Origin of the sequence: Bacillus sp. FSL R5-0709 (assembly GCF_038004785.1) — a bacterium.
Lineage (GTDB): Bacteria > Bacillota > Bacilli > Bacillales > Bacillaceae_G > Bacillus_A > Bacillus_A mycoides.
On sequence record NZ_JBBORT010000001.1, the window covers coordinates 5186615 to 5207307 of the forward strand.

Below are 20693 nucleotides of genomic sequence, written 5' to 3' on the forward strand. Positions count from 1 at the left end.
ATAGGCAGACGAAATACAAAAAGCTGCTTCTTAAATACGAAGCAGCTTTTTAAATACGAAGCAGCTTTTTAAGTTCTTTTGCATATGTACGGCTAACCGGGACTTTGGATCCCTCTTTCATAATTAAGTTATAAGTCGAATTAAACCACGGCTGTATCTCAGAAATATGATTAATATTAGCAACGAAACTACGATGAACACGCATAAAAATTGTTTGTGGTAATTTCTTTTCCAAAATGACAAGCGTATCATGTGTTACATATGTTTCTTTCATTGTTTTTACAGTTACTTTCCCATCTACAAGCCCTACATAAATAATATCTTCAATGTTAACAAGTACAATTGATTCCTCAATTGGTAATGCTAATTTATGCATCTCGGCCGTTACATCTACACTCTTTACATCTTGCTTTGTTTCTAACTTTATTTGCTTTTGTTTTTTATATTTCTTTAATGTCTGTACGATACGTTCTTCATCAAATGGCTTTAAAATGTAGTCTAACGCATCTACTTCAAATGCTTGCAATGCATATTGATCATAGGCAGTAGCAAACACAATTGAAGGTGGATTTTTCATTTTCTTTAATATATTTGCGATTTCAAATCCATTATCATCAGATAACTGAATATCTAGAAAAACAATATCTGGTTTGTTTTTCATTAATTCTTCTAATGCATCCTCTACACAATCCGCCTCACCAATTATCTCTACTTCTTTTGTTTTCTCTAATAAATATTTCAATTCATCCCGTGCTAACATTTCATCATCAACTACTAATACTTTTAACACTCCGTTTTTCCTCCTCTACTTTTTTCGGAATCACAAAGAGGATCTTTGTCCCTTGCTCTAATTCACTTTCAATTTGAAGCATTGTCTCTTTCCCAAATAACCCGATAAGTCGTTCATTAATATTATATAAGGCTGTTCCCGTCCCTTTCTTTGATGGAACTACCATTTTTCCTAATTGCTCTAGACGTTCACTCTCAATCCCTTGTCCATTATCCTTTACTTCAAAGTGAACCATCCCTTCTTTTTCAAACACATGTACCTCGACTTGGCACACTGGCTGCTTTTTCGGAAAAGCATGGCGCAATGCATTTTCAACTAATAGCTGAAGCACAAATGGTGGAACTAAAGTCACCTTTAGTGCCTCTTCAATGTACATCTTCACTTCATACTTATTCGGAAACCTCGCTTGCTCTAACGATAAATATGCATGTACATGATTCAACTCTTGTTCTAATGGAATAAGTAATTGTCGTGCCCCTTGCAAATTACAACGAAAATAAACGCTAAGCTGCAATAATAATTTTCTCGCTTTCTCTACATCTGTTCGGCATAAAGCTGATACTGTATTAATTGCATTAAATAAAAAATGCGGATTGATTTGTGCTTGCAACGCTTTTATTTCGGCATCTTGCAATAACTTACTTTGTAACTCAGCTTCACCTAACTCAAGCTGTGTGGAGAATATTTTCGCTAGCCCTTCCGCTAACTCTTCTTCAACACGACTTAATTGATTAGGGTTTTTAAAATAAAGTTTTAATGTTCCTATCGTATTTCCATGTGAAGTTAATGGAATAACAACTGCCGCTTGTAATGGACACCCTTCATGTTGACAATTAATAATGTCACGTGATTTTGCCTTCATTATTTTCCCTGTTTTTAATACTTCTTTTGATAAACCTGTTATTAAACTGTGTGAAGGAATATGATGATCTGATGCTAATCCAACGTGAGCTAAGATTTCCTCTGTATCTGTTAAGGATACCGCATCTGTTCCCGTAAAGCGGTGAATAATTTGTGCCACATGTTTACAAGACTCTTCTGTTAACCCTTGGCGGAAATATGGTAACGTCTTATCAGCAATTCGTAATACTTTATGCGTTTGCAAAGCTTTTGCGTTTTCTTCTTGTCGTAAAATAGCTAGTATCATTGAAAGTAAAATGAAACTGCCAAAACTATTTACAAGAATCATCGGTAGCGCAATTGTTTTTACAACACTAAGTCCATCTTCTATAATTAATAGAATCATAAGCATTTCTAAAGTAACGATAAAAACACTTAAAATCGCAGAAAATTTAGGCGTAATTACACGATTATATTTTTTGAAAATGTATCCAATATACCCCGTTATAACACCTGCTAAAATTGATGAGATTGCACAACTGAGCGCTGTCGTCCCGCCAAGCATATAACGGTGAATACCCGCAATCGATCCCACTCCAATACCGACGATAGGACCACCAAGCAATCCACTAATTCCAACACCCATAATACGTGTATTCGCAATTGTACTAGATGACGAAACACCTTGTAGCCAATTTTCTTTCATAATTGTATTCCCGGCAATTTCAATTCCTGTGTAATTGCTGACAATTGTAAACACTGAAAAAATACAAATAAGCTTAAGCTTATCTACATACCCATCTTGTCTATGAAGAAGGCGCCTGAACGTTTTAATATGAGAAAGTAAAAATCCTAAAATAACAATAAGTCCGACACGTTCAATCATCATAAGTACTAAATTTAGCATCTGTGATTCATTCCTTTTTATATTAGTTAGTTTTATTATGGGAAAATAATGAAGTGGGCGTCAAGAAGAATGCAATATCTTTTGAAATATTTTACACATAACTATCCCCTCTTTATTTGACAATCTAACAGAAGAGTGCTAAAAATAAAGTAATATAATACAGTCCTTTAACCCAACCCCGTGAGGTTGAGAAGGAAGTCGGAATATACTATACGTATGGTCTTTTTTAGGGATACGTATGATTTTTTGGCCTTCTCATCATATCAGGTGAGAAGGCCTTTTGTTATTCTTCCATAGCGACTGTAGAAGAAAATAAGGAGGAGTAATGATGAACGTCACTACTGATGTACAATCAACAACAGAGGAAACGAAGGAGAAAAGATATAAAACATTGTTTGGTTCTGCGCTAGGATATGCAGCAGAAGGTTTAGATATGTTGCTCTTATCTTTCGTACTCGTCTACATTTTAAAAGAATTTCATTTAAGCCCTGTTGAAGGTGGAAACTTAACATTAGCTACCACAATAGGAATGCTAACCGGGTCTTATTTATTTGGATTTATTGCTGATTTATTTGGGCGTATCCGTACGATGGCCTTCACAATCTTACTATTCTCACTAGCAACAGCACTTATTTATTTTGCAACAGATTATTGGCAATTATTAATTCTTCGCTTTTTAGTTGGAATGGGGGTTGGTGGTGAATTCGGAATTGGAATGGCCATCGTAACTGAAACATGGTCTAAAGAAATGCGCGCTAAGGCGACATCCGTTGTTGCACTTGGATGGCAATTTGGCGTACTAGTCGCTTCACTCCTTCCGGCATTTATCGTCCCGCATTTTGGATGGAGAGCTGTTTTCTTATTTGGACTCATTCCCGCTCTATTAGCTGTTTACGTCCGCAAAAGTTTAAGTGAACCGAAAATATGGGAACAAAAACAACGATACAAAAAAGAATTGTTACAAAAAGAAGCTGAAGGTAATTTAACAACCACTGAAGCAGAACAACTAAAGCAAATAAAAAAGTTCCCACTTCGAAAGTTATTTGCCAATAAAAAAGTAACGATAACAACCATTGGTCTTATTATTATGTCATTTATCCAGAACTTCGGATATTATGGAATTTTCACTTGGATGCCAACTATTTTAGCAAATAAATATAATTACACGTTAGCAAAAGCGAGCGGTTGGATGTTCATCTCTACAATCGGCATGCTAATTGGAATTGCAACTTTTGGTATTCTAGCCGATAAAATTGGCCGCCGTAAAACTTTTACAATCTATTACGTCGGTGGTACTATATACTGTCTCATTTACTTCTTCTTATTCACAGACTCAACATCATTGTTATGGGGAAGTGCACTGCTTGGATTCTTTGCCAATGGCATGATGGGGGGATTCGGAGCAGTTTTAGCTGAAAACTATCCTGCTGAAGCTCGCTCGACAGCAGAGAACTTTATTTTCGGTACAGGACGTGGGTTAGCTGGATTTGGACCTGTTATTATCGGCTTACTTGCTGCAGGTGGTAATTTAATGGGAGCATTATCTCTCATCTTCATTATCTATCCAATCGGTTTAGTTACAATGCTATTATGTGTCCCAGAGACGAAAGATAAAGTATTAGAATAGATTGAAACTGTACGAAATGTTTATCCAAATACTGTCCCCTCAGGAAAAGTATTTGGATAAATAGCAAAGAGGAAGCATCTCAAATGAAATGCTTCCTCTTCTTATATAAATACAATTATTTATTTTGATTTACTAGCTTTTTGGAACAAGAAGCTAGTTTTATCTTCTTCTTTTACAATACCTTGTTTTAACGCTAATTCCCCTGCAACTTTAGGCGCTAGCCATAGCATTGGGAATAACAGAATAGATACCGGAACAGCCGTCACTACAATGAAGGATTGTAAGGCGTTAATACTTCCCTCACCCATATATAAAAGAATCGCCGCAACTGCGCCCATAATAAGCGACCAAAAAACTCGCAAACTAATTCTAGGATCTCCATCTCCAGTCACTGCCATTGAAATCGAATAAGCCATTGAATCTCCTGTTGTCACTACAAATAAAATTGTTAATAAAAGAAATGCAGGTCCAATAATATTAGATAGTGGCAGTTGCTCTGTAATTGCAATCATAGCCGCTGGCATACCAGATTCACTTAATGCGGTCGAGATAGAACCAGGATTCATTAACTCATAAAACACACCTGATCCCCCTAGTATAGTAAACCAAAACGTTGTAATAATAGGTGCAATAATTCCAATTGCAACGATGATTTCTCGGATTGTTCTTCCTCTTGAAATTCGGCTCACTAAAATTGCCATCATCGGTCCATATCCAATAAACCATCCCCAGAAAAAGATTGTCCACGATCCTAACCAAGCTGTATCACCACGATATGTGCTCATTGGAATAAATTCATTTATATAAAATCCAAACGAAGAAACAAATGAATCGATAATAAATCCACCTGGTCCAAATAGTAATACAAATACCATTAATAGAACTGCTAACCTAACATTTAAATTACTTATAATTTGAATCCCTTTATCAATTCCTGTTACCGCAGATATAGTAGAAACAGCTACTACACAAACAATAATGGCTAATTGAGTAGTAAACACATCAGGAATGTTAAACAATGCTTGTAACCCATAACTTGCTTGTAGTCCTAAAAATCCGATTGGACCAATCGTCCCTGCAGCTACCGCAATAATGGCAAATACATCGATTATTGTTCCAAGCCAACTCTTTCGCAATTTCTCTCCAAAAATAGGATATAAAAGCGTTCGAGGTTTTAAAGGCATATCTTTATGATAATGCCCGTACATCATAACTACCGCACTAATTGTACCTAAAATCGTCCAAGCCAGGAAACCCCAGTGCATATAACTTTGTGCTAAAGCCGGCATTACCGCTTCTTTCGTTCCAGCAGTTATACCTTCATGTATTGGTGGCACCGTCATCAAATGGTACATCGGCTCTGCGGCTGCCCAAAAAACGCCACCTCCAGCAAGTAATGTAGACATAATAATAGCGAGCCATTTTGTCGTACTAATCTCAGGTTTTTCTAGCCCCCCAAGTTTAACTCTCCCATATTTTGAAAACGCCATACACATTGCAACAACAAATGTACCAATTAATAAAACCTGCCAAAAGGCACCAAAATATTTAATTGAAGCTGCAAAACTGCTATTAATGGCTCCCTCTACGTAACTTTTATTTAAAATAACTGCAATTACAAATAATAAAAGTGAGCCACCACTAATAAGAAATACAGGCCAATCCGTTTTTCGACTCTTCATCCTCATTTACACTTCCTCCTTCCTCAGCAATCTAAAAAAACAACTTTATTATGTTTTCTTGTTTACACCCAAAACACAATGATTATATAAGTATAATAATTCATCAATTTCCTACACACTTATGTTGTCCCTAAAAATATGCTAAATCCCTTATTTAAAAGAAAATCTCTATTCCTATTACATAAAAAAGCAAAACAAAAGACCTTATATTTCTATAAGGTCTTCGAAACAGAAATTTGATTATAACATAAGGAACTCCTTGGTTCAAAAAGTCCTTTCCAAAAATAACCGATAGTAAAGGCTTCCATTTGCTACGTAACAGTAATTAAAAAAATTATATTTTGCAGAAAAAAAACTATACTAGCTATTATTTATGAAAGAAATTCGGCTTCAAAATTTCATTTGGATACGGTTTATGATAAATATGAGTGGTAGCTGGCGACAACGGTGGAATGAGCCACACCCAATTACCTGTTACAACCCGTCCACATGCCGCTTCCTGCTTCTCAAATTGTTGAAATTGTTGTGCAGCTGTATGGTGATCCACAATACTAACTCCTTGTTTTTTAAAAGAATGCAAAACAGCCACGTTTAATTCAATTAGCGCCTTGTCTTTCCATAACGTACCGTTTCTCGATGTATCGAGCTTCATCATCTCCGCAACAGCCGGAAGTAAATTATAGCGATCATGATCCGCTAAGTTACGAGCCCCAATTTCCGTTCCCATATACCATCCATTGAACGGGGCTGCCGTATAAGAAATACCGCCAATTTCTAAGCACATATCTGAAATCATTGGAACCCCATACCATTTTGCTCCAAGTGACGAAATCGGGTATTCTGGGTGCTCAATTGGCACTTCTTTTACTTCTTCTCTCGGAATTTCTTTATATATAGGTGCCTTCCCGTTTATAGAAAACACAAGTGGCAATACATCGAAATTCGTACCTTCTCCTTGCCAGCCAAGTTCCTGACAAAAATCTGTAAACGCAGTGGAATGAGAGTCACCAATCACTCCCATTTCTGTTTTATATCCTGCATATCGAATCAATTGGTGATTATAAATTCGTATATTATTTTCTTCACCTTGATATTGCTTAAAAATTGTAATTGTCGGTTTAACTTTCCCATCGTTCGTTGCATATTTAATATGATGAATTAATGCATTGTATACACCTTCCTCATCATTTACTTCACGTGCATCTAATATGTGCATCTTACTCCAAAATAGTCTTCCGATACATCGATTACTATTGCGCCATGCCATTCGTGATCCATGAACAAGTTCTTCAAATGTATGCTCATACGTCCCCGTCTTCTCTATCTCAACTTGAATTTCTTTTATTCTCTCTTCTATAAATTGTTCTTTATTAAGCTCTTTATAGCAAACCGTAATAAAATGACTCGCTTCCTCTATTAATTGTTTCGTTTTACTCATAAACGATCTCCTTCTATTTCAACAAAACGTTACTACTTTACAGTATAAGCAAAAAGAATAAGAGTCACAAATGAAAGTCGAAGTGTTACTTTTATTGTAATATTTTTCAGAAAATTAAAGAGATTACTATTGACTTGTATAAAAAATAGGTGTATTTTTGACTCAGGTAAATTATTTTTACCTAGACCAACTTTTTTTAATAAGAAAGGAGGGAATGTTATGTCTTCATTTCAATTGCCAAAGCTTTCATATGACTATGATGAACTAGAGCCATATATCGATAGCAACACGCTTTCTATTCATCATGGAAAGCACCATGCGACATACGTAAATAACTTGAATGCCGCTTTAGAAAACTATACGGAATTACATAATAAATCTTTAGAAGAGTTACTATGTAATTTAGAAACTTTACCAAAAGAAATTGTTACAGCTGTCAGAAATAACGGTGGTGGACATTATTGTCATAGTCTTTTTTGGGAATTAATGAGCCCGCGAGGTGGCGATGAGCCTAATGGAGACGTTGCAAAAGTAATTGATTATTATTTCAATACCTTTGACAACTTAAAAGATCAACTTTCCAAAGCAGCTATTAATCGTTTTGGAAGTGGCTATGGATGGCTTGTTCTGGACGGTGAGGAACTTTCCGTTATGAGTACACCCAATCAAGATACACCTTTGCAAGAAGGTAAAATTCCATTACTCGTCATCGATGTATGGGAACACGCCTATTATTTAAAGTATCAAAATCGGCGTCCAGAATTTGTTACCAACTGGTGGCATACGGTGAACTGGGACCGGGTAAATGAAAAGTATTTACAAGCAATTCAATCACAAACACATTAGTCGTGCGTATAAGGTAAATTTGGTAATGTAAAATTAGTATTATCGGAATCCTCCAGAATCCCCCGGATTGCCACCGGGGGATTTATGATTATTTCATTGTATTTATGTAATAACGTAAAACTTTTTCCGTCTCTAATTTCAACTCTCGGAACAGGAACCCTAATTCACGAGCCTTTCCATTATGTAACGTACAATTAATCACTCCATTATAAGGAGCAATATTATCTCCTACTTCTTGAATGAGCGCTTTTATCCCGGTATTCTCTTCTATGAAACGAATAACTTCTCTGGTAGAAACCACCCCGTTACTACAAGCATTAATTGGCCCTTCTATGTTTTCCATCCCGCACCAAGCTAAAAACTGTCCTGCTTCCTTTTCATGTATAAATGACAACTCTCCATCTACATGATCCACAACGATAGACTCTTGTTTCACAACATGTTCAACGTAAAATTGTAATCTTTTCGTATAATCGTTTTCTCCAATAACAACGGGAAATCTTACCGCAACGACTGGGAATGTTGCATGTTGAAATAAAACTGCTTCAGCTAATCGCTTGCCTTCACTATAATTGAAATCATTCCTACCTCCATACGTAATTGTATACTCGTACGGATTGAAGTTTTCTTCTAATAGGCCTAACGCAGGCTCATAGACAGCCATTGAAGATGTCATAATGTATTTCTTCGTTTTTCCTTTTAGCACTTCACATATTATCTTCGCTGCATTCGAGCTATAGCATAAATTATCGTATACGATATCATAACTTTTACCTTCAAAATGCTCTTCTAGTAGCCTCTCATCTTCTCTATCTACAATCAGTCTTTTTACTGCACTTCCAAAGGAATCTTCAGTAACTCCCCTCGTCGCAATCGTTACATCATGTCCAGCTTGCAACAGTACTTCTACTAAATGTTTACCAAAAAATCTTGTTCCCCCTAGCACCAATACTTTTTTCACCTTCATCATCCCCGTTTTTACAAATTGTAAAATACTACCTCTATTATTATAAACGCTAAAATAAAAAAACATGGAATCAGTTTAACGATTCCATGTTTTTTCTACACACGATACATTAACGTACTCGATATTTAAAAATACAATAGCAGCAATATAAAATAGAAATTACTGATACATAAACCCATAGTTCATATATGAATCCCTCGCCCCATACTCCCATAAAATAAAAGAGTGAAGGCAACGTCAATGTTACCCATGATTGTACAAAGGCAATTCTGCCAAGATATTGATTGATATTCTTTTTTTGTGCATTTAATACAAAGAATAAATACCAAAGTAATGCCCACATAAACCATGTTAACGCATTAACAACATCGTGGAATTGAACAAATGAAACAATCATATAAAATAAAGCAATAATTGCTACCCAAATACAGAACCAGCCTAGTCCACTACTATCCATTCCTTTAATAAAAGTAACGCCTACATATAAATAAGTTAAACCAAATAAAAAAGTAGCCGCATATGAATATACCGTCCAATTACTTTGATCAGAAATCATAATCAAATAGAACGGAATGATAATTTGTAATGCCCCCACAAATAAATTAAAGACACCTGCACTTTTCATCTCTACTTTGCCTAATATGACAAGACTATTTAAAAATAAAGCTGCACCTGAAAGTAATAATCCTACGTAACCCATATATATTCGTGTGAAAATCTTTCCCTTTCACACTTTTAACCTCCCCACAATATAAAGTGATGCTTTATCCCGCATTAACGAGCAGTAAAACTCCCACCTCAAAATTCAGCTAGAGCAAAGAAGTTAAGTGGGAGATCAACTGCCCGTAAAGCCCGATTGGTGAAGGCTAATAATCAGTGGGGATGAACAACCCCCACCCACTGATTAAAGTTTCACTTTATTATTTTTCTTCCTATTTAAAACTACATACATAATTTTTAACCTAAATAAGTTAGACTTCCTACCTTAAAAAATAACAAATTTAAAACGCTTTCAATAATAAATAACCCTATCAAAACATGAAATAGGATTCCTTGATTATAAACGTACTCTAACAATGATACAAGTGTTGGAATACTTTTCAATACTACGTTTTGAATTTCTATAAAAAATTAGTAGAATGATAAATTTTCCCTATCTCATTCTATTAATTATTTGCATAGAATATCGTACACTCATATTAATTTAGAAAGGTTTGATATTTATGCCTCTTCATTATCCAAATCATTTTGTTTTTCACTCCACAGGTGTATTAACAAGAGAGCCTGCAACTGTTTCAGCAGTAGTAAACATTGTAAATTTAGATGCATATTACACACACCATGTAACTATAGAGGTTTGGGATTGGTCTAACTATTCTAATCCTGTAAAATTACCTGTACTAATTGGTGAAAATACGGAAGTAGCATTCCCATATATTTTACAAGGCAACCACTTAGCAGTTTTTTATGCTGATTTAGATGACTCTATTGATTTGTATGAAATTCGTATTTCTTATCCTGGCCACTCCAATATTGTTGCAAATTGTTTTGGGCGAAGTATCCCGCCATATACAAGCCAAGAAGGTAATACAGTATACCATAAACAACTCGTTCGAATTCATTTAATCTCCCCTATTATGTGAAAGGGGCTGGTCAGTAATACATTTATCTTTATAAGATAATCGTATTACTGACCTAAAGCGTGATAGTCAATCTTGATAGTATCTCATTTTGAACACTTGCTATTTATCATAAATATCATTCGGATTTATTGTAGGAACAAATCCATTTGTAGAACTATATTTTTTAGATACATTATCTGGGGTCACGGTAAACGTTACAATTTTATTGCTTTGTTGTTTAAAATAACGCATCCACTTTTGACTCCATTCATCTTTCGCAATAACTTGTTTATTGAAGTCTTCCCACAATACACCATGTATAAAATTCAAGGATGTATTTTTGATTGTGTCAAATCCCCAATTCTGTATAAGAAGCAGGTTGGAATCAACACTTTTAATTTCTTTTAATAAATTTACATATGCTTCTCGAAATTTCCCTTGTGTAGACGGCTGATCATAAAAATAGTCATCAATATCACCAGCTGTATCTAAAAACACCCCATCTATTCCTTTTCCAATAACTTGCTGTTTCACCTTATTCACAACAATCCCACGGTAGTGTTCATCAGCTAAATTCATAATATATGTATCCCACTGCTCAATCTTCATTTTCTTACCATCTCTATAATAATAGTCTGATTCAACTACTTGCGATTTATGCCACGATTCTAATTCTAAAACACTAACATAGCCAAGAACTACCGTTCCTGATTTTTTTAATTGCTGAACCTGTTCTTTCGTAAATGCATATGGCTCTATAATAACCATGTCATACTTTGAAAGTCTCTCAATTACTTGCTCATTTGCTTCACCATAATAAATTTTATAACTTCGTACATTTTTTAAAACTGGTTCCACAACATTTGCTTGTGCGGATGTACTTGAGGAAAAAATAAAAGAAAATATAGCTAAAAAGCATACGGAACGTTTCCACTCCATAATAATATTACCCCCTATACAACTGTAATTTTCTATTGTTTTAAATGTTAATACAAATATAGTAATACCATAACATTCTACATTTTTTCAAACTCGATTTTTTATAAAAATCCCAATAAATTCAATACATTAACAGAAATTAGAATTTATTTCACTTGAATTTACTACATCTCTGTTGATAAAATGATTTGGGCTTTATATATTATATATCTTAAAATAATTCTTTTAAATTATGTATTTTATTTCAGTGTACTATTCCTCAAAATTAAATTTGCAAACGAAAGAAGGGGTTTTTTATGCACTATAGACAATCTAATATATTCCAAAAGATGATTGAACCTACGATTCTCTTTATTGCACTATTTTTTCTATCAATACTAACTGATTTTCTTACACCAACGTATGAATACTTCCTACTCTTATTTATTACATTAATTATTTCTAGCCGGTATGGCATATCTATTGCCCTTTTCGCCTTTCTGGAAGCAATGATTTATATTTTTATAAGCGGTATATATAAAGAAAATGATGTATTACTGTACTTTTATTCATTAGATTACTGGATAAGTTGGATTTTCTTACTTGTTATTAGTTTATGCTGTGGACTGATGAGCACTGCACAAAAAGAACGTTATGAAGATGTACATATGATAAATAATGAGTTGAAAGCTGAAAATAAAGAATTAAAATATGTCGTGAAACAATTGGATGAAACACGTATTACACTACGTTCTCGTGTACTTGAGTCAAATAACCACTTATCTAAAATGTATCATATGTTTAAAGCTTTAAATCATACACATCCTGAAATTGTACTCGATGAAGGAATGAATGTATTAAAAATGTATTTTGGAGCAAAAAAAATTGGTATCTATCACGTTGATAACAATAAACAATCGCTTCGTATTAAATTAAGAGCTGAAACTGGTAAAAATACATTATCTCAATCTATTTTCGTTAAAAACGCTTCCTTAGTCATCAAAAATGCGCTAGCGCATAATCGACCTTTTTTCCGTACAGATGAGGATTTTCAAGACGCTCCACTTTTAGTTGGTCCCGTCCTATTCCAAGATGATGTACAATACGTCATTATATTAGACGAAATCGAATTTTCAAAAGTAACTTCTGAGCAATTCGAACTTTTCACATGGTATTTACGCTGGATGGGTGATCGTTTACAAAACGCTTCTAATCTTTGGCTATCCAGTCAAGAGGATCGCACATTCCCTAAAACAAGCATTTATTATGAAGATGAATTTGAACATTTACTAAAAATAGAAAAGAAACGTTACGAAACACTATCTTATCCATATTCCTATTTTGAGTTCAATGCTCCACAAGATTATTTAGGAATGATAAATTCTATTTTAAAAGACCATTTGCGAGATATCGATATATTCGGTTATAGTACGACCGAGCAGAAAATCATGATTTTATTACCTGGCACTGAAGAACAGTTTTGTATACAAGTTCAAACTCGTATACAAAACGCTCTTTCTTCTAAAGGAGTGATAGTCTAATGATTTTACTCCTTCTTTATTTTATTTATGTTATTTTGGTTTTTCTTTTATTTCGATTTACGAAAAGTTTGATTACTAAAGATAAAAAAGGAATTATTGAATTTTGCTTGATTCTATCTCTTCTTTTCCCGCTTATCGGACTTATTGTATCAGCAATCATGTTATTACTTAATATAAGACGTTCCAAAACCGAGTGGTTACAGCAATACTCTGATTATGTTGCCTTTCACGTTGATAATTACGAAGATATTTTGGAATCAGCAAAACAAGATATGGACTTAATTTCATTTTCTTCTGGATTAGAACTAGATAAGCCTGAATTACATAAACAACTCATTGTACAGTTAAGCTCCTCCTCTATTGCTAATGAAGGAGGCTTATTGAAAGAAGCCATTCACCATAAAGATCCTGAAACTGTGCATTACGCAGCAACTACTATTAATTTACTAAATGAACGGTACGAAAAACAAATCGAATACTTAAATAAGCAATTTCTACAAAATCCACAAAATGAAATTGCAAAAGAATTGGTTTCTAACTATTTAAGATATATAAACAGTGGTCTTCTTTCTAATCAGCAAAAAGAAAAAATAATCGCTGAATTTATGAATTTTATTACACAAGGTGTAGAACTATTCCCTAACGAACCTCTTTACCCTTTCCATCTTGGAAATCTGTTTCTACACACAAAACAATATGCAAAGTCTGAAGAACAATTTTTAAATCTTATTCATTTCTATCCTGAATCATATTACGGTTACGTTGGTTTACTTGAAATATATTATGAGCAACAGTTATGGGATGAGCTCTATAACTTAATCAATAATCTAACAGATGCAAAAAGAGTTCATATACTACCGCGTAAATATCAATTATTTGTAAGGCAGTTTGGAGGCGCACACATTGAAAAAGGGGATTAATATATATATCGGGATTATTAGTATCATTTTATTTCTCTTAATTTTATCCATCCTTATATATCGAACAGAAAATTTTTATCAAAAGTTTTCTGTTCCTAAAACTAAAGAAACAGATACTGTTAAAACACTCAAAGCAAAAGATGTAGCTCAAAATGGACAAAAAATGCAATTATACGTTTTAAAAACGGATAATACCTTAGGGCAACAAGTCGAATTTAATACGAAGAAAGCAATGGATTACGCACACCTACACTATAAAGATATTACAGCTAATGAAATTAAGGGACTTACTCCCTCTCCCTATACAGGGATTATTATTACAGGTGAAATAATGGAGCAACTTCCACAAGCTGATATTCAAAATTTTGTACAAATGGGCGGAAGAATTATTATCGCAAACCGATTTGATTCAGATCCTTCCTGGAACACATTATTTGGTATTACCAAAAAAGAAGGTTTCAAAGATGCGAAAGGATTAACCTTTGAAGAAGTTTTATTCCCTGGTTATCCAGATCTCTCAAGTTCTTCTCCACTGTTTACTCATAGCTCACTGAATATTACGCTAGATGAGAATACAACTAATACTTGGATTACAGCAGAAGATACTCCCATCCTTTGGACCAATGACTACGGTGAAGGAAAAGTCTTATATTGGAATACAACAGCATTGAACGATAAATTAGGTAGAGGTATGTTCGTTCAATCACTGGGTACTATTTTCCCAAATTTCGCTACAGCACAACTTGGAGCGGAGATTATGTATATCGATGACTTCCCATCTCCGATTCCAAGTGGAGAACTAAAAAACTTAACGAAAGAAAAAATTTCTGTTGAAGAATTTTATAAAAAACATTGGTGGAAAAATATGAAGGATATCTCTGAAGATCTTGATATTAAATATACGGGTGTTGCCATTGGGACGTACCAAAATAAAGTAACGCCACCCTTTGAAGATTTCACAGGTAAAAATAGAAATACCTATTTATTATTTGGGAGAGAATTACTAAGTCACGGCGGGGAAATAGGCATTCATGGCTATAACCATCAACCTTTATTATTACCACCAGATCCAGTAGATAAAGCACTTGAATATGTTCCATGGAATTCAAAAGAGGATATGGAGAGCTCCTTAGATGCTCTGCAAAAACTCGTGTATAACTTCTTTCCAAACGAAAAATTAAAAACCTATGTACCACCATCCAATATTATAAATACAACTGGATTAAGTGCATTAAACGACGCGGTTCCAACTATGGAAACAGTTGCTTCTCTATATGTGGGAAGTAAAAGTAACGGTAGTTTAATTCAAGAATTTGGACCAGATGAACATAATAAAAACATTTATCACTTCCCGCGCATTACGAGCGGCTATGCTATCACAGATGAAGAGCAATTTATCTTAACTGATGTTACCGCAAATTTAGGGGTTATCTCACATTTCGTCCATCCAGATGATATCCTTGATGAAAAACGCTCAGGTAATTTAACATGGGAAGAATTATTTAAAGCTTATAAAAAGACAATTAAAGAAATACGAGAAAGATATCCTTATATAAAAAGTATGACCCAAAGTGAAGCAACTGCTTCTATGAAAATTTATCAAACTGGTGACCTAGATGTTTCTTATGAAGATGATGCTGTTCACATTGCATATAAAGGGTTACCAAACCATACTTCAACAATTATACGTGTAGAAGAAGGTAAGAAAATACAACCTGGCTCATTCTCTTACGGTACAGTTAAAAAGCTTGATTCCCAAATTTATAGCGTTACGTTAACGAAAGCCAGCGCTACGATTCCAATTAAAGGAGCATAACAGATGAGAATAGGTTTGGTCGTTGAAGGCAGCTATCCCTTTGTAAGTGGAGGGGTAGCAAGCTGGGTTCAAATGATTATCCAGCAGTTTAAAGAACATGAATTTACGATTTTCGCGATAGTCCCTCAAGTAAAAACAGAAGATGAATATCAATATGAAATTCCAAGCAATGTAAAAGACATCATTCTGATTCCTTTGCAATCAGAAAATGAAGCAAAATATATAAAAACCAATTTAACTAAACAAGAAGTACAGACACTTCAAAAATGGTTTACATTTCAAGCTAACGATACAACAGCATTACAAATATTAGGAAATAAACAAAAGCTAGGAACACTCCATTCCTTCTTCGAAAGCCGTGAGTTTTATGCAATCGTTAAAGAAAGCTATTTATATGAAGAAAGTAGTGGATCCTTCTTAAATTACTTTTGGATGTGGAGATCTATGTTCACACCAATCATTCAAATTTTACAAATTGATTTTCCTGAATTAGATCTTATTCATTCTGTATCGACAGGGTATGGTGGATTGCTCGGTGCTGCAATTAGTGCCAAGTCCGATATACCATTTATTCTAACTGAACACGGTATTTATTCTCGGGAGCGTGAAGAAGAAATACTACAATCTACTTGGATACCAATTGAATATAAAAAAAGATGGGTTTCTTTCTTTCATCACTTGTCTCATCAAGCATATGAACAAGCCGCTGATGTAATTACGTTGTTCGGCCGAAATAGTGCATATCAAAAAGAATTAGGTGCTCCGGCCCATAAACTAAAAATCGTTCCAAATGGCGTTACTTTATCTGACTATAAAGGGTTACGTAAACCAAAATACAATTCGGATAAACTCATCATTTCCGCTATTATACGAGTTGTGCCAATTAAAGATGTAAAAACAATGATTTATGCAGCTAAATTATTATTAGAAAAAGATATTCCATTTATATTTTACTTACTAGGTCCTGATACGGAAGAAGCAGAATATGCTCAGGAATGTCGTGATTTAATTCAACAATTAGGATTAGAAGAGCATGTAATAATGACCGGCAAAGTAAATATTAAAGATTACTTAAAACAAACAGATATTCTCGTATTAACAAGTATATCTGAAGGACAACCATTAGCTATGTTAGAAGGAATGGCAGCAGGATTACCATGGGTTGTTACAGATGTCGGCTCTTGTAAGGAATTAATTTACGGACAAGATGAAGATCCTTACGGACAATGTGGATTTGTTGTACCACCTGTATCTCCTGAACAAGTTGCCATTCATTTAGAGTGGTATTATCGTCACCCTGAATCCATTCAACAATTTGGGGATAACGGGCGCAATCGTATTGAAGCGCACTATCAATTATCAGGTGTCGTTGATAGTTATCGTAAGCTTTACTTAGAAAGAGGTAAAAAAACATGGCAGGGATAGGATTTCGTTTACAAAAATTATTCCAAGAAGACTACTATTCTTCCAGAATAAAAGCGTACGGATTTTCATTATTTGTTACAGCTGGTCCTTGGTTAGTCGTTATTTTAGCAGTAACAGCTATTCGATACATTTTAAGTTTGTTCCATTCTATTTCAATTGAGGAACAGCGCCTTTTTACAATTTCAATTTCATACTGCTTCATTTTTTCTCAAATCATATATGGTGCCTTGCAGCTCATCGTAACTAGATATGTGGCCGACCTTTTATATGAGCAAAAAGCTGATAAAGTATTTTCTTCCTTTTTAGGAATGACGAAAATCACACTTTTTTTAGCTATTATCTTATGGCTTTTGTTTGCAATTTTTACGCCATTAGCCTTGTATTATAAAATCGTGATGCTATTTTTATTTTTAGCTTTAAACATCATTTGGATTCAATCCATTTATTTAACAGCAGCTAAAGATTATCAGTCCATCGCTCTTGCATTTTTAATTGGTTCCATTTTCTCCTTATCTGGAATTGCGCTTATCGCTTACTGGCATCCAACACTTGGAATAGAACACGGATTGGCCCTATTACTTTTAATTTCTTTTACAATCGGGACTTTCATTACATTAGTGTGGTTAAGTATAGTTATTGTACGAATGTTTCCAAATAGTGATGCTACTGAACAATTTACCTTTCTTTCTTATTTAGATAAATATCCAGAACTATTTTGGTCAAGCTTACTTTACAATATTGGCATTTGGGTATGTAACTTTGTTATTTGGTTCGGAGAAGGGCGAGGAAATATTGAAAACACGTTTATTTATCATCAAATTTATGATACATCTGTTTTCTGGGCTTATTTAAGCATTATCCCAACCTATATTTTCTTCGTAGTATCCATTGAAACAAGGTTTTATGAACGGTATAAGAAGTTCTTCGGTTCAGTTAACAATGGGGCGACATTAAATACAATTTTACAATTAAAAGAATCAATGAACTTTGTCCTAAAGCAAGAAATGGAACGAATACTTCGTAATCAAGGTATTTTTTCTTTACTTATTATTTTTATAATATGGATGTTTAGTTCACAATCTGGGAACGTAACACTTGAATACTCTATTTTGCAGCTGACTATAATTGGTGCTTATGCAAACGGGATGGTCCTTGTTATCACGTTACTACTCTTATATTTTGAAGATCGTAAAGGGGCATTTCGAACATCAGCCCTGTTCTTTTCTGCAAATTTGTTATTAAGTCTTCTTCTACTTCCATTTGGGTTCAATGGTTACGGTATTAGTTTTGCACTTGGATCTTCTATTACATTCTTATATGCTATTTCTAGACTCTTTACTTACATTAAAGATATTGATTACTATACGTTTTGTCAGTCAAATACTCCTATAAAACGGCGAACTTTCTTTACTAAATTTGCTAATAAACTTAATGGAAATAAATAAATAAAAATGACCTTTTGCTCCCGCAAAAGGTCATTTTTTTATCTGTTTATTAAACTTCTAGATAGCCATTTTTGTTATTTGATTGCCATCTCCAAGAGTCTGCACACATCTCTTCTAATCCGCGTTTTGCTTCCCATCCTAATTCACGCTTCGCTTTCGATGCATCTGCAAAACATACTGCCACATCACCAGGTCGACGCTCCGTAATTTTATAAGGAACTTCTTTGCCCGAAACCTTTTCAAATGCTTCAACCATTTCCAACACACTATAACCAGTACCTGTACCGAGATTGTATGCATCTATCCCAGTAGTGCCAAGTACCTTTTCAAGCGCCTTTACATGGCCATTTGCTAAGTCTACAACATGAATATAATCACGGACACCCGTGCCATCTTTTGTTGGATAGTCATTTCCAAATACACTTAATTCCTTTAACTTCCCTACTGCTACTTGTGTTACATATGGCATTAAGTTATTTGGAATTCCGTTTGGATCTTCTCCAATACGTCCACTTTCATGTGCACCAAATGGGTTGAAATAACGAAGTAATGTGATACTCCATTCTGCATCCGCAAATGCTACATCACGCATAATTTGCTCAATCATTAATTTCGTTTGACCATATGGATTTGTTGCACTTAATGGAAACTCCTCCGTAATTGGTGATATTTCTGGAATACCATACACTGTTGCAGATGAACTGAAGATCATCTTCTTCACATTATGCTTCTGCATCACTTCACATAGCACTAGTGTGCTTGTAATGTTGTTATGATAATACGTTAACGGAATTTCTACTGATTCCCCTACAGCCTTAAAGCCTGCAAAGTGAATAACAGCTTCAATTGTATTTTCTTCAAAAATCGTATCAAGTGCTTCTCGATTTAAAATATCTTCTTTATAAAATTTAAACTGTTTTCCTGTTATCTCTGTCACTCGATTTATAGACTCTACTGAGCTATTCGAAAGATTATCTACTACTATAATTTCGTAACCGTTTTTTAGTAATTCTACGCATGTATGACTACCAATATATCCTGCTCCACCTGTTACAAGTATTGCCATAATTATAGTCCTCCATATTTCATTCATTATAAACTTCTCAAAGTATATCACATATTTCTTATCATATGTTTATTATGCGAACACAGAAACTTACATTTTATCCCATGATTTTTAGTACAATACACGATTCAAATCAGGTAATAAAAAAACGCCACATAACAGACATCGCGTGGCGTTTTTTGATCAAATTACGTAACAATATACACTTAGAAAATGTGCAAGACTACCTAACAATACAAAAACATGAAAAATTTCATGGTGTCCCATATATTTAAACTCCAACCATTTTGGCTTCGCACCGTAAATAAACCCACCAATTGTATAAAAAATGCCTCCAAGTACTAAGAAAATAATACCTCCTGTACTTAGATTCTCAGCTAGCGGTGCAAAGAATAGAACAATTAACCAACCCATCAGAAGATAAATTGCTGTCGATAACCATCTTGGACAATTAAACCAAAACATTTTAAAAGCAATACCACAAATTGCCGTTGCATAAACTAAACAAAATAATAGTAAACCATTTGCCGAATTTAATGTAATTAAGCAAAAGGGTGCATATGTACCTGCAATTAATATGAAAATCATAGAATGATCTAGCTTCCTAAAGAAATAAATAACACGTTCACTGGCTACGACACTATGATACACAGCTGATGCCATATAAAGGACCATCATCCCAATACCGAATAAAATAACAGCTGTAATTGCAGCAACAGATGGCATCTTAACAGAAACTTTCACAAGCATAGCTAATAATGCAATAAATGATAATACAGCTCCTCCTAAGTGAGTAAATGCATTAACCGGTTCTCTTACATAAACATTCATATAAACACCCCT

At 34.3% G+C, this 20693-nt stretch carries 17 protein-coding genes; 8 read left to right on the top strand and 9 right to left on the bottom strand.

Annotated features, from left to right (window positions below; genetic code table 11):
* Nucleotides 1-49: 49 nt before the first annotated feature.
* On the bottom strand, nt 50-790 hold the full coding sequence (locus MKX37_RS26645; RefSeq protein WP_002130151.1) for a LytR/AlgR family response regulator transcription factor: 741 nt from the start codon (nt 788-790) through the stop codon (nt 50-52).
* Nucleotides 768-2537: a two-component system sensor histidine kinase LytS gene (lytS, locus tag MKX37_RS26650; protein WP_063226006.1), complete on the bottom strand. Its 1770-nt coding sequence runs from the start codon at nt 2535-2537 to the stop codon at nt 768-770. The genes MKX37_RS26645 and lytS overlap by 23 nt, the downstream gene beginning before the upstream one ends.
* A gap of 328 nt (nt 2538-2865) precedes the next feature.
* Between lytS and MKX37_RS26655 the strand changes: the two genes are divergently transcribed.
* The gene (locus tag MKX37_RS26655) at nt 2866-4164 is read left to right on the top strand and encodes an MFS transporter (protein ID WP_002167291.1); all 1299 of its coding nucleotides are present in this window, start codon (nt 2866-2868) and stop codon (nt 4162-4164) included.
* A 119-nt stretch (nt 4165-4283) separates the two neighbouring features.
* Here MKX37_RS26655 and MKX37_RS26660 read toward each other — a convergent pair whose 3' ends face one another.
* Together MKX37_RS26660 and MKX37_RS26665 are read right to left on the bottom strand one after the other, a co-directional pair.
* Nucleotides 4284-5852, bottom strand: a complete 1569-nt coding sequence (locus MKX37_RS26660) for a BCCT family transporter (protein WP_033731133.1) — start codon at nt 5850-5852, stop codon at nt 4284-4286.
* Nucleotides 5853-6213: 361 nt separating this feature from the next.
* Nucleotides 6214-7284 (bottom strand): nitric oxide synthase oxygenase, encoded by a 1071-nt coding sequence (locus tag MKX37_RS26665; protein WP_002089906.1) that lies wholly within the window; start codon nt 7282-7284, stop codon nt 6214-6216.
* Nucleotides 7285-7503: 219 nt separating this feature from the next.
* On the opposite strand from MKX37_RS26665, the gene sodA reads away from it, so the two are divergent.
* Entirely contained in the window at nt 7504-8130 is a 627-nt protein-coding gene (sodA, locus tag MKX37_RS26670; protein WP_078421766.1) for a superoxide dismutase [Mn], read from the top strand.
* 88 nt (nt 8131-8218) lie between these two features.
* Here the strand turns inward: sodA and MKX37_RS26675 are convergent, their stop codons facing one another.
* Nucleotides 8219-9163, bottom strand: a complete 945-nt coding sequence (locus tag MKX37_RS26675; protein ID WP_176126839.1) for an NAD-dependent epimerase/dehydratase family protein — start codon at nt 9161-9163, stop codon at nt 8219-8221.
* Between the two features lie 43 nt (nt 9164-9206).
* Nucleotides 9207-9797 carry an AmiS/UreI family transporter gene (locus MKX37_RS26680; protein ID WP_002068662.1) on the bottom strand — a complete coding sequence of 197 codons (591 nt, stop codon included), beginning with the start codon at nt 9795-9797 and terminating at the stop codon, nt 9207-9209.
* Between the two features lie 523 nt (nt 9798-10320).
* On the opposite strand from MKX37_RS26680, the gene MKX37_RS26685 reads away from it, so the two are divergent.
* Nucleotides 10321-10740 (top strand): hypothetical protein, encoded by a 420-nt coding sequence (locus tag MKX37_RS26685; RefSeq protein WP_002167290.1) that lies wholly within the window; start codon nt 10321-10323, stop codon nt 10738-10740.
* A gap of 99 nt (nt 10741-10839) precedes the next feature.
* Here MKX37_RS26685 and MKX37_RS26690 read toward each other — a convergent pair whose 3' ends face one another.
* Entirely contained in the window at nt 10840-11658 is an 819-nt protein-coding gene (locus MKX37_RS26690) for an endo alpha-1,4 polygalactosaminidase (RefSeq protein ID WP_002130160.1), read from the bottom strand.
* Nucleotides 11659-11954: 296 nt separating this feature from the next.
* On the opposite strand from MKX37_RS26690, the gene MKX37_RS26695 reads away from it, so the two are divergent.
* Genes MKX37_RS26695 through pelG form a run of 5 tightly spaced genes read left to right on the top strand, consistent with a single transcriptional unit; the run spans nt 11955 to nt 18784 of the window.
* Complete coding sequence (locus MKX37_RS26695) at nt 11955-13178, top strand: GAF domain-containing protein (protein ID WP_050000792.1); 1224 nt, start codon at nt 11955-11957, stop codon at nt 13176-13178.
* Entirely contained in the window at nt 13178-14098 is a 921-nt protein-coding gene (locus tag MKX37_RS26700) for a tetratricopeptide repeat protein (RefSeq protein ID WP_002035014.1), read from the top strand. Before MKX37_RS26695 ends, MKX37_RS26700 begins: the two co-directional genes overlap by 1 nt.
* A complete protein-coding gene (locus MKX37_RS26705; protein ID WP_002130164.1) occupies nt 14082-15914 on the top strand; it encodes a DUF2194 domain-containing protein in 1833 nt (610 codons plus the stop codon). The genes MKX37_RS26700 and MKX37_RS26705 overlap by 17 nt, the downstream gene beginning before the upstream one ends.
* 3 nt (nt 15915-15917) lie before the next feature.
* On the top strand, nt 15918-17339 hold the full coding sequence (pelF, locus tag MKX37_RS26710) for a GT4 family glycosyltransferase PelF (RefSeq protein ID WP_002130165.1): 1422 nt from the start codon (nt 15918-15920) through the stop codon (nt 17337-17339).
* Complete coding sequence (pelG, locus tag MKX37_RS26715; RefSeq protein WP_002167287.1) at nt 17327-18784, top strand: exopolysaccharide Pel transporter PelG; 1458 nt, start codon at nt 17327-17329, stop codon at nt 18782-18784. The genes pelF and pelG overlap by 13 nt, the downstream gene beginning before the upstream one ends.
* Nucleotides 18785-18833: 49 nt before the next feature.
* On the opposite strand, the gene galE is transcribed toward pelG, so the two are convergent.
* Together galE and trhA are read right to left on the bottom strand one after the other, a co-directional pair.
* Entirely contained in the window at nt 18834-19850 is a 1017-nt protein-coding gene (galE, locus tag MKX37_RS26720; protein WP_002130169.1) for a UDP-glucose 4-epimerase GalE, read from the bottom strand.
* A gap of 183 nt (nt 19851-20033) precedes the next feature.
* The gene (gene trhA, locus MKX37_RS26725; RefSeq protein WP_002016441.1) at nt 20034-20681 is read right to left on the bottom strand and encodes a PAQR family membrane homeostasis protein TrhA; all 648 of its coding nucleotides are present in this window, start codon (nt 20679-20681) and stop codon (nt 20034-20036) included.
* Nucleotides 20682-20693: the final 12 nt, after the last annotated feature.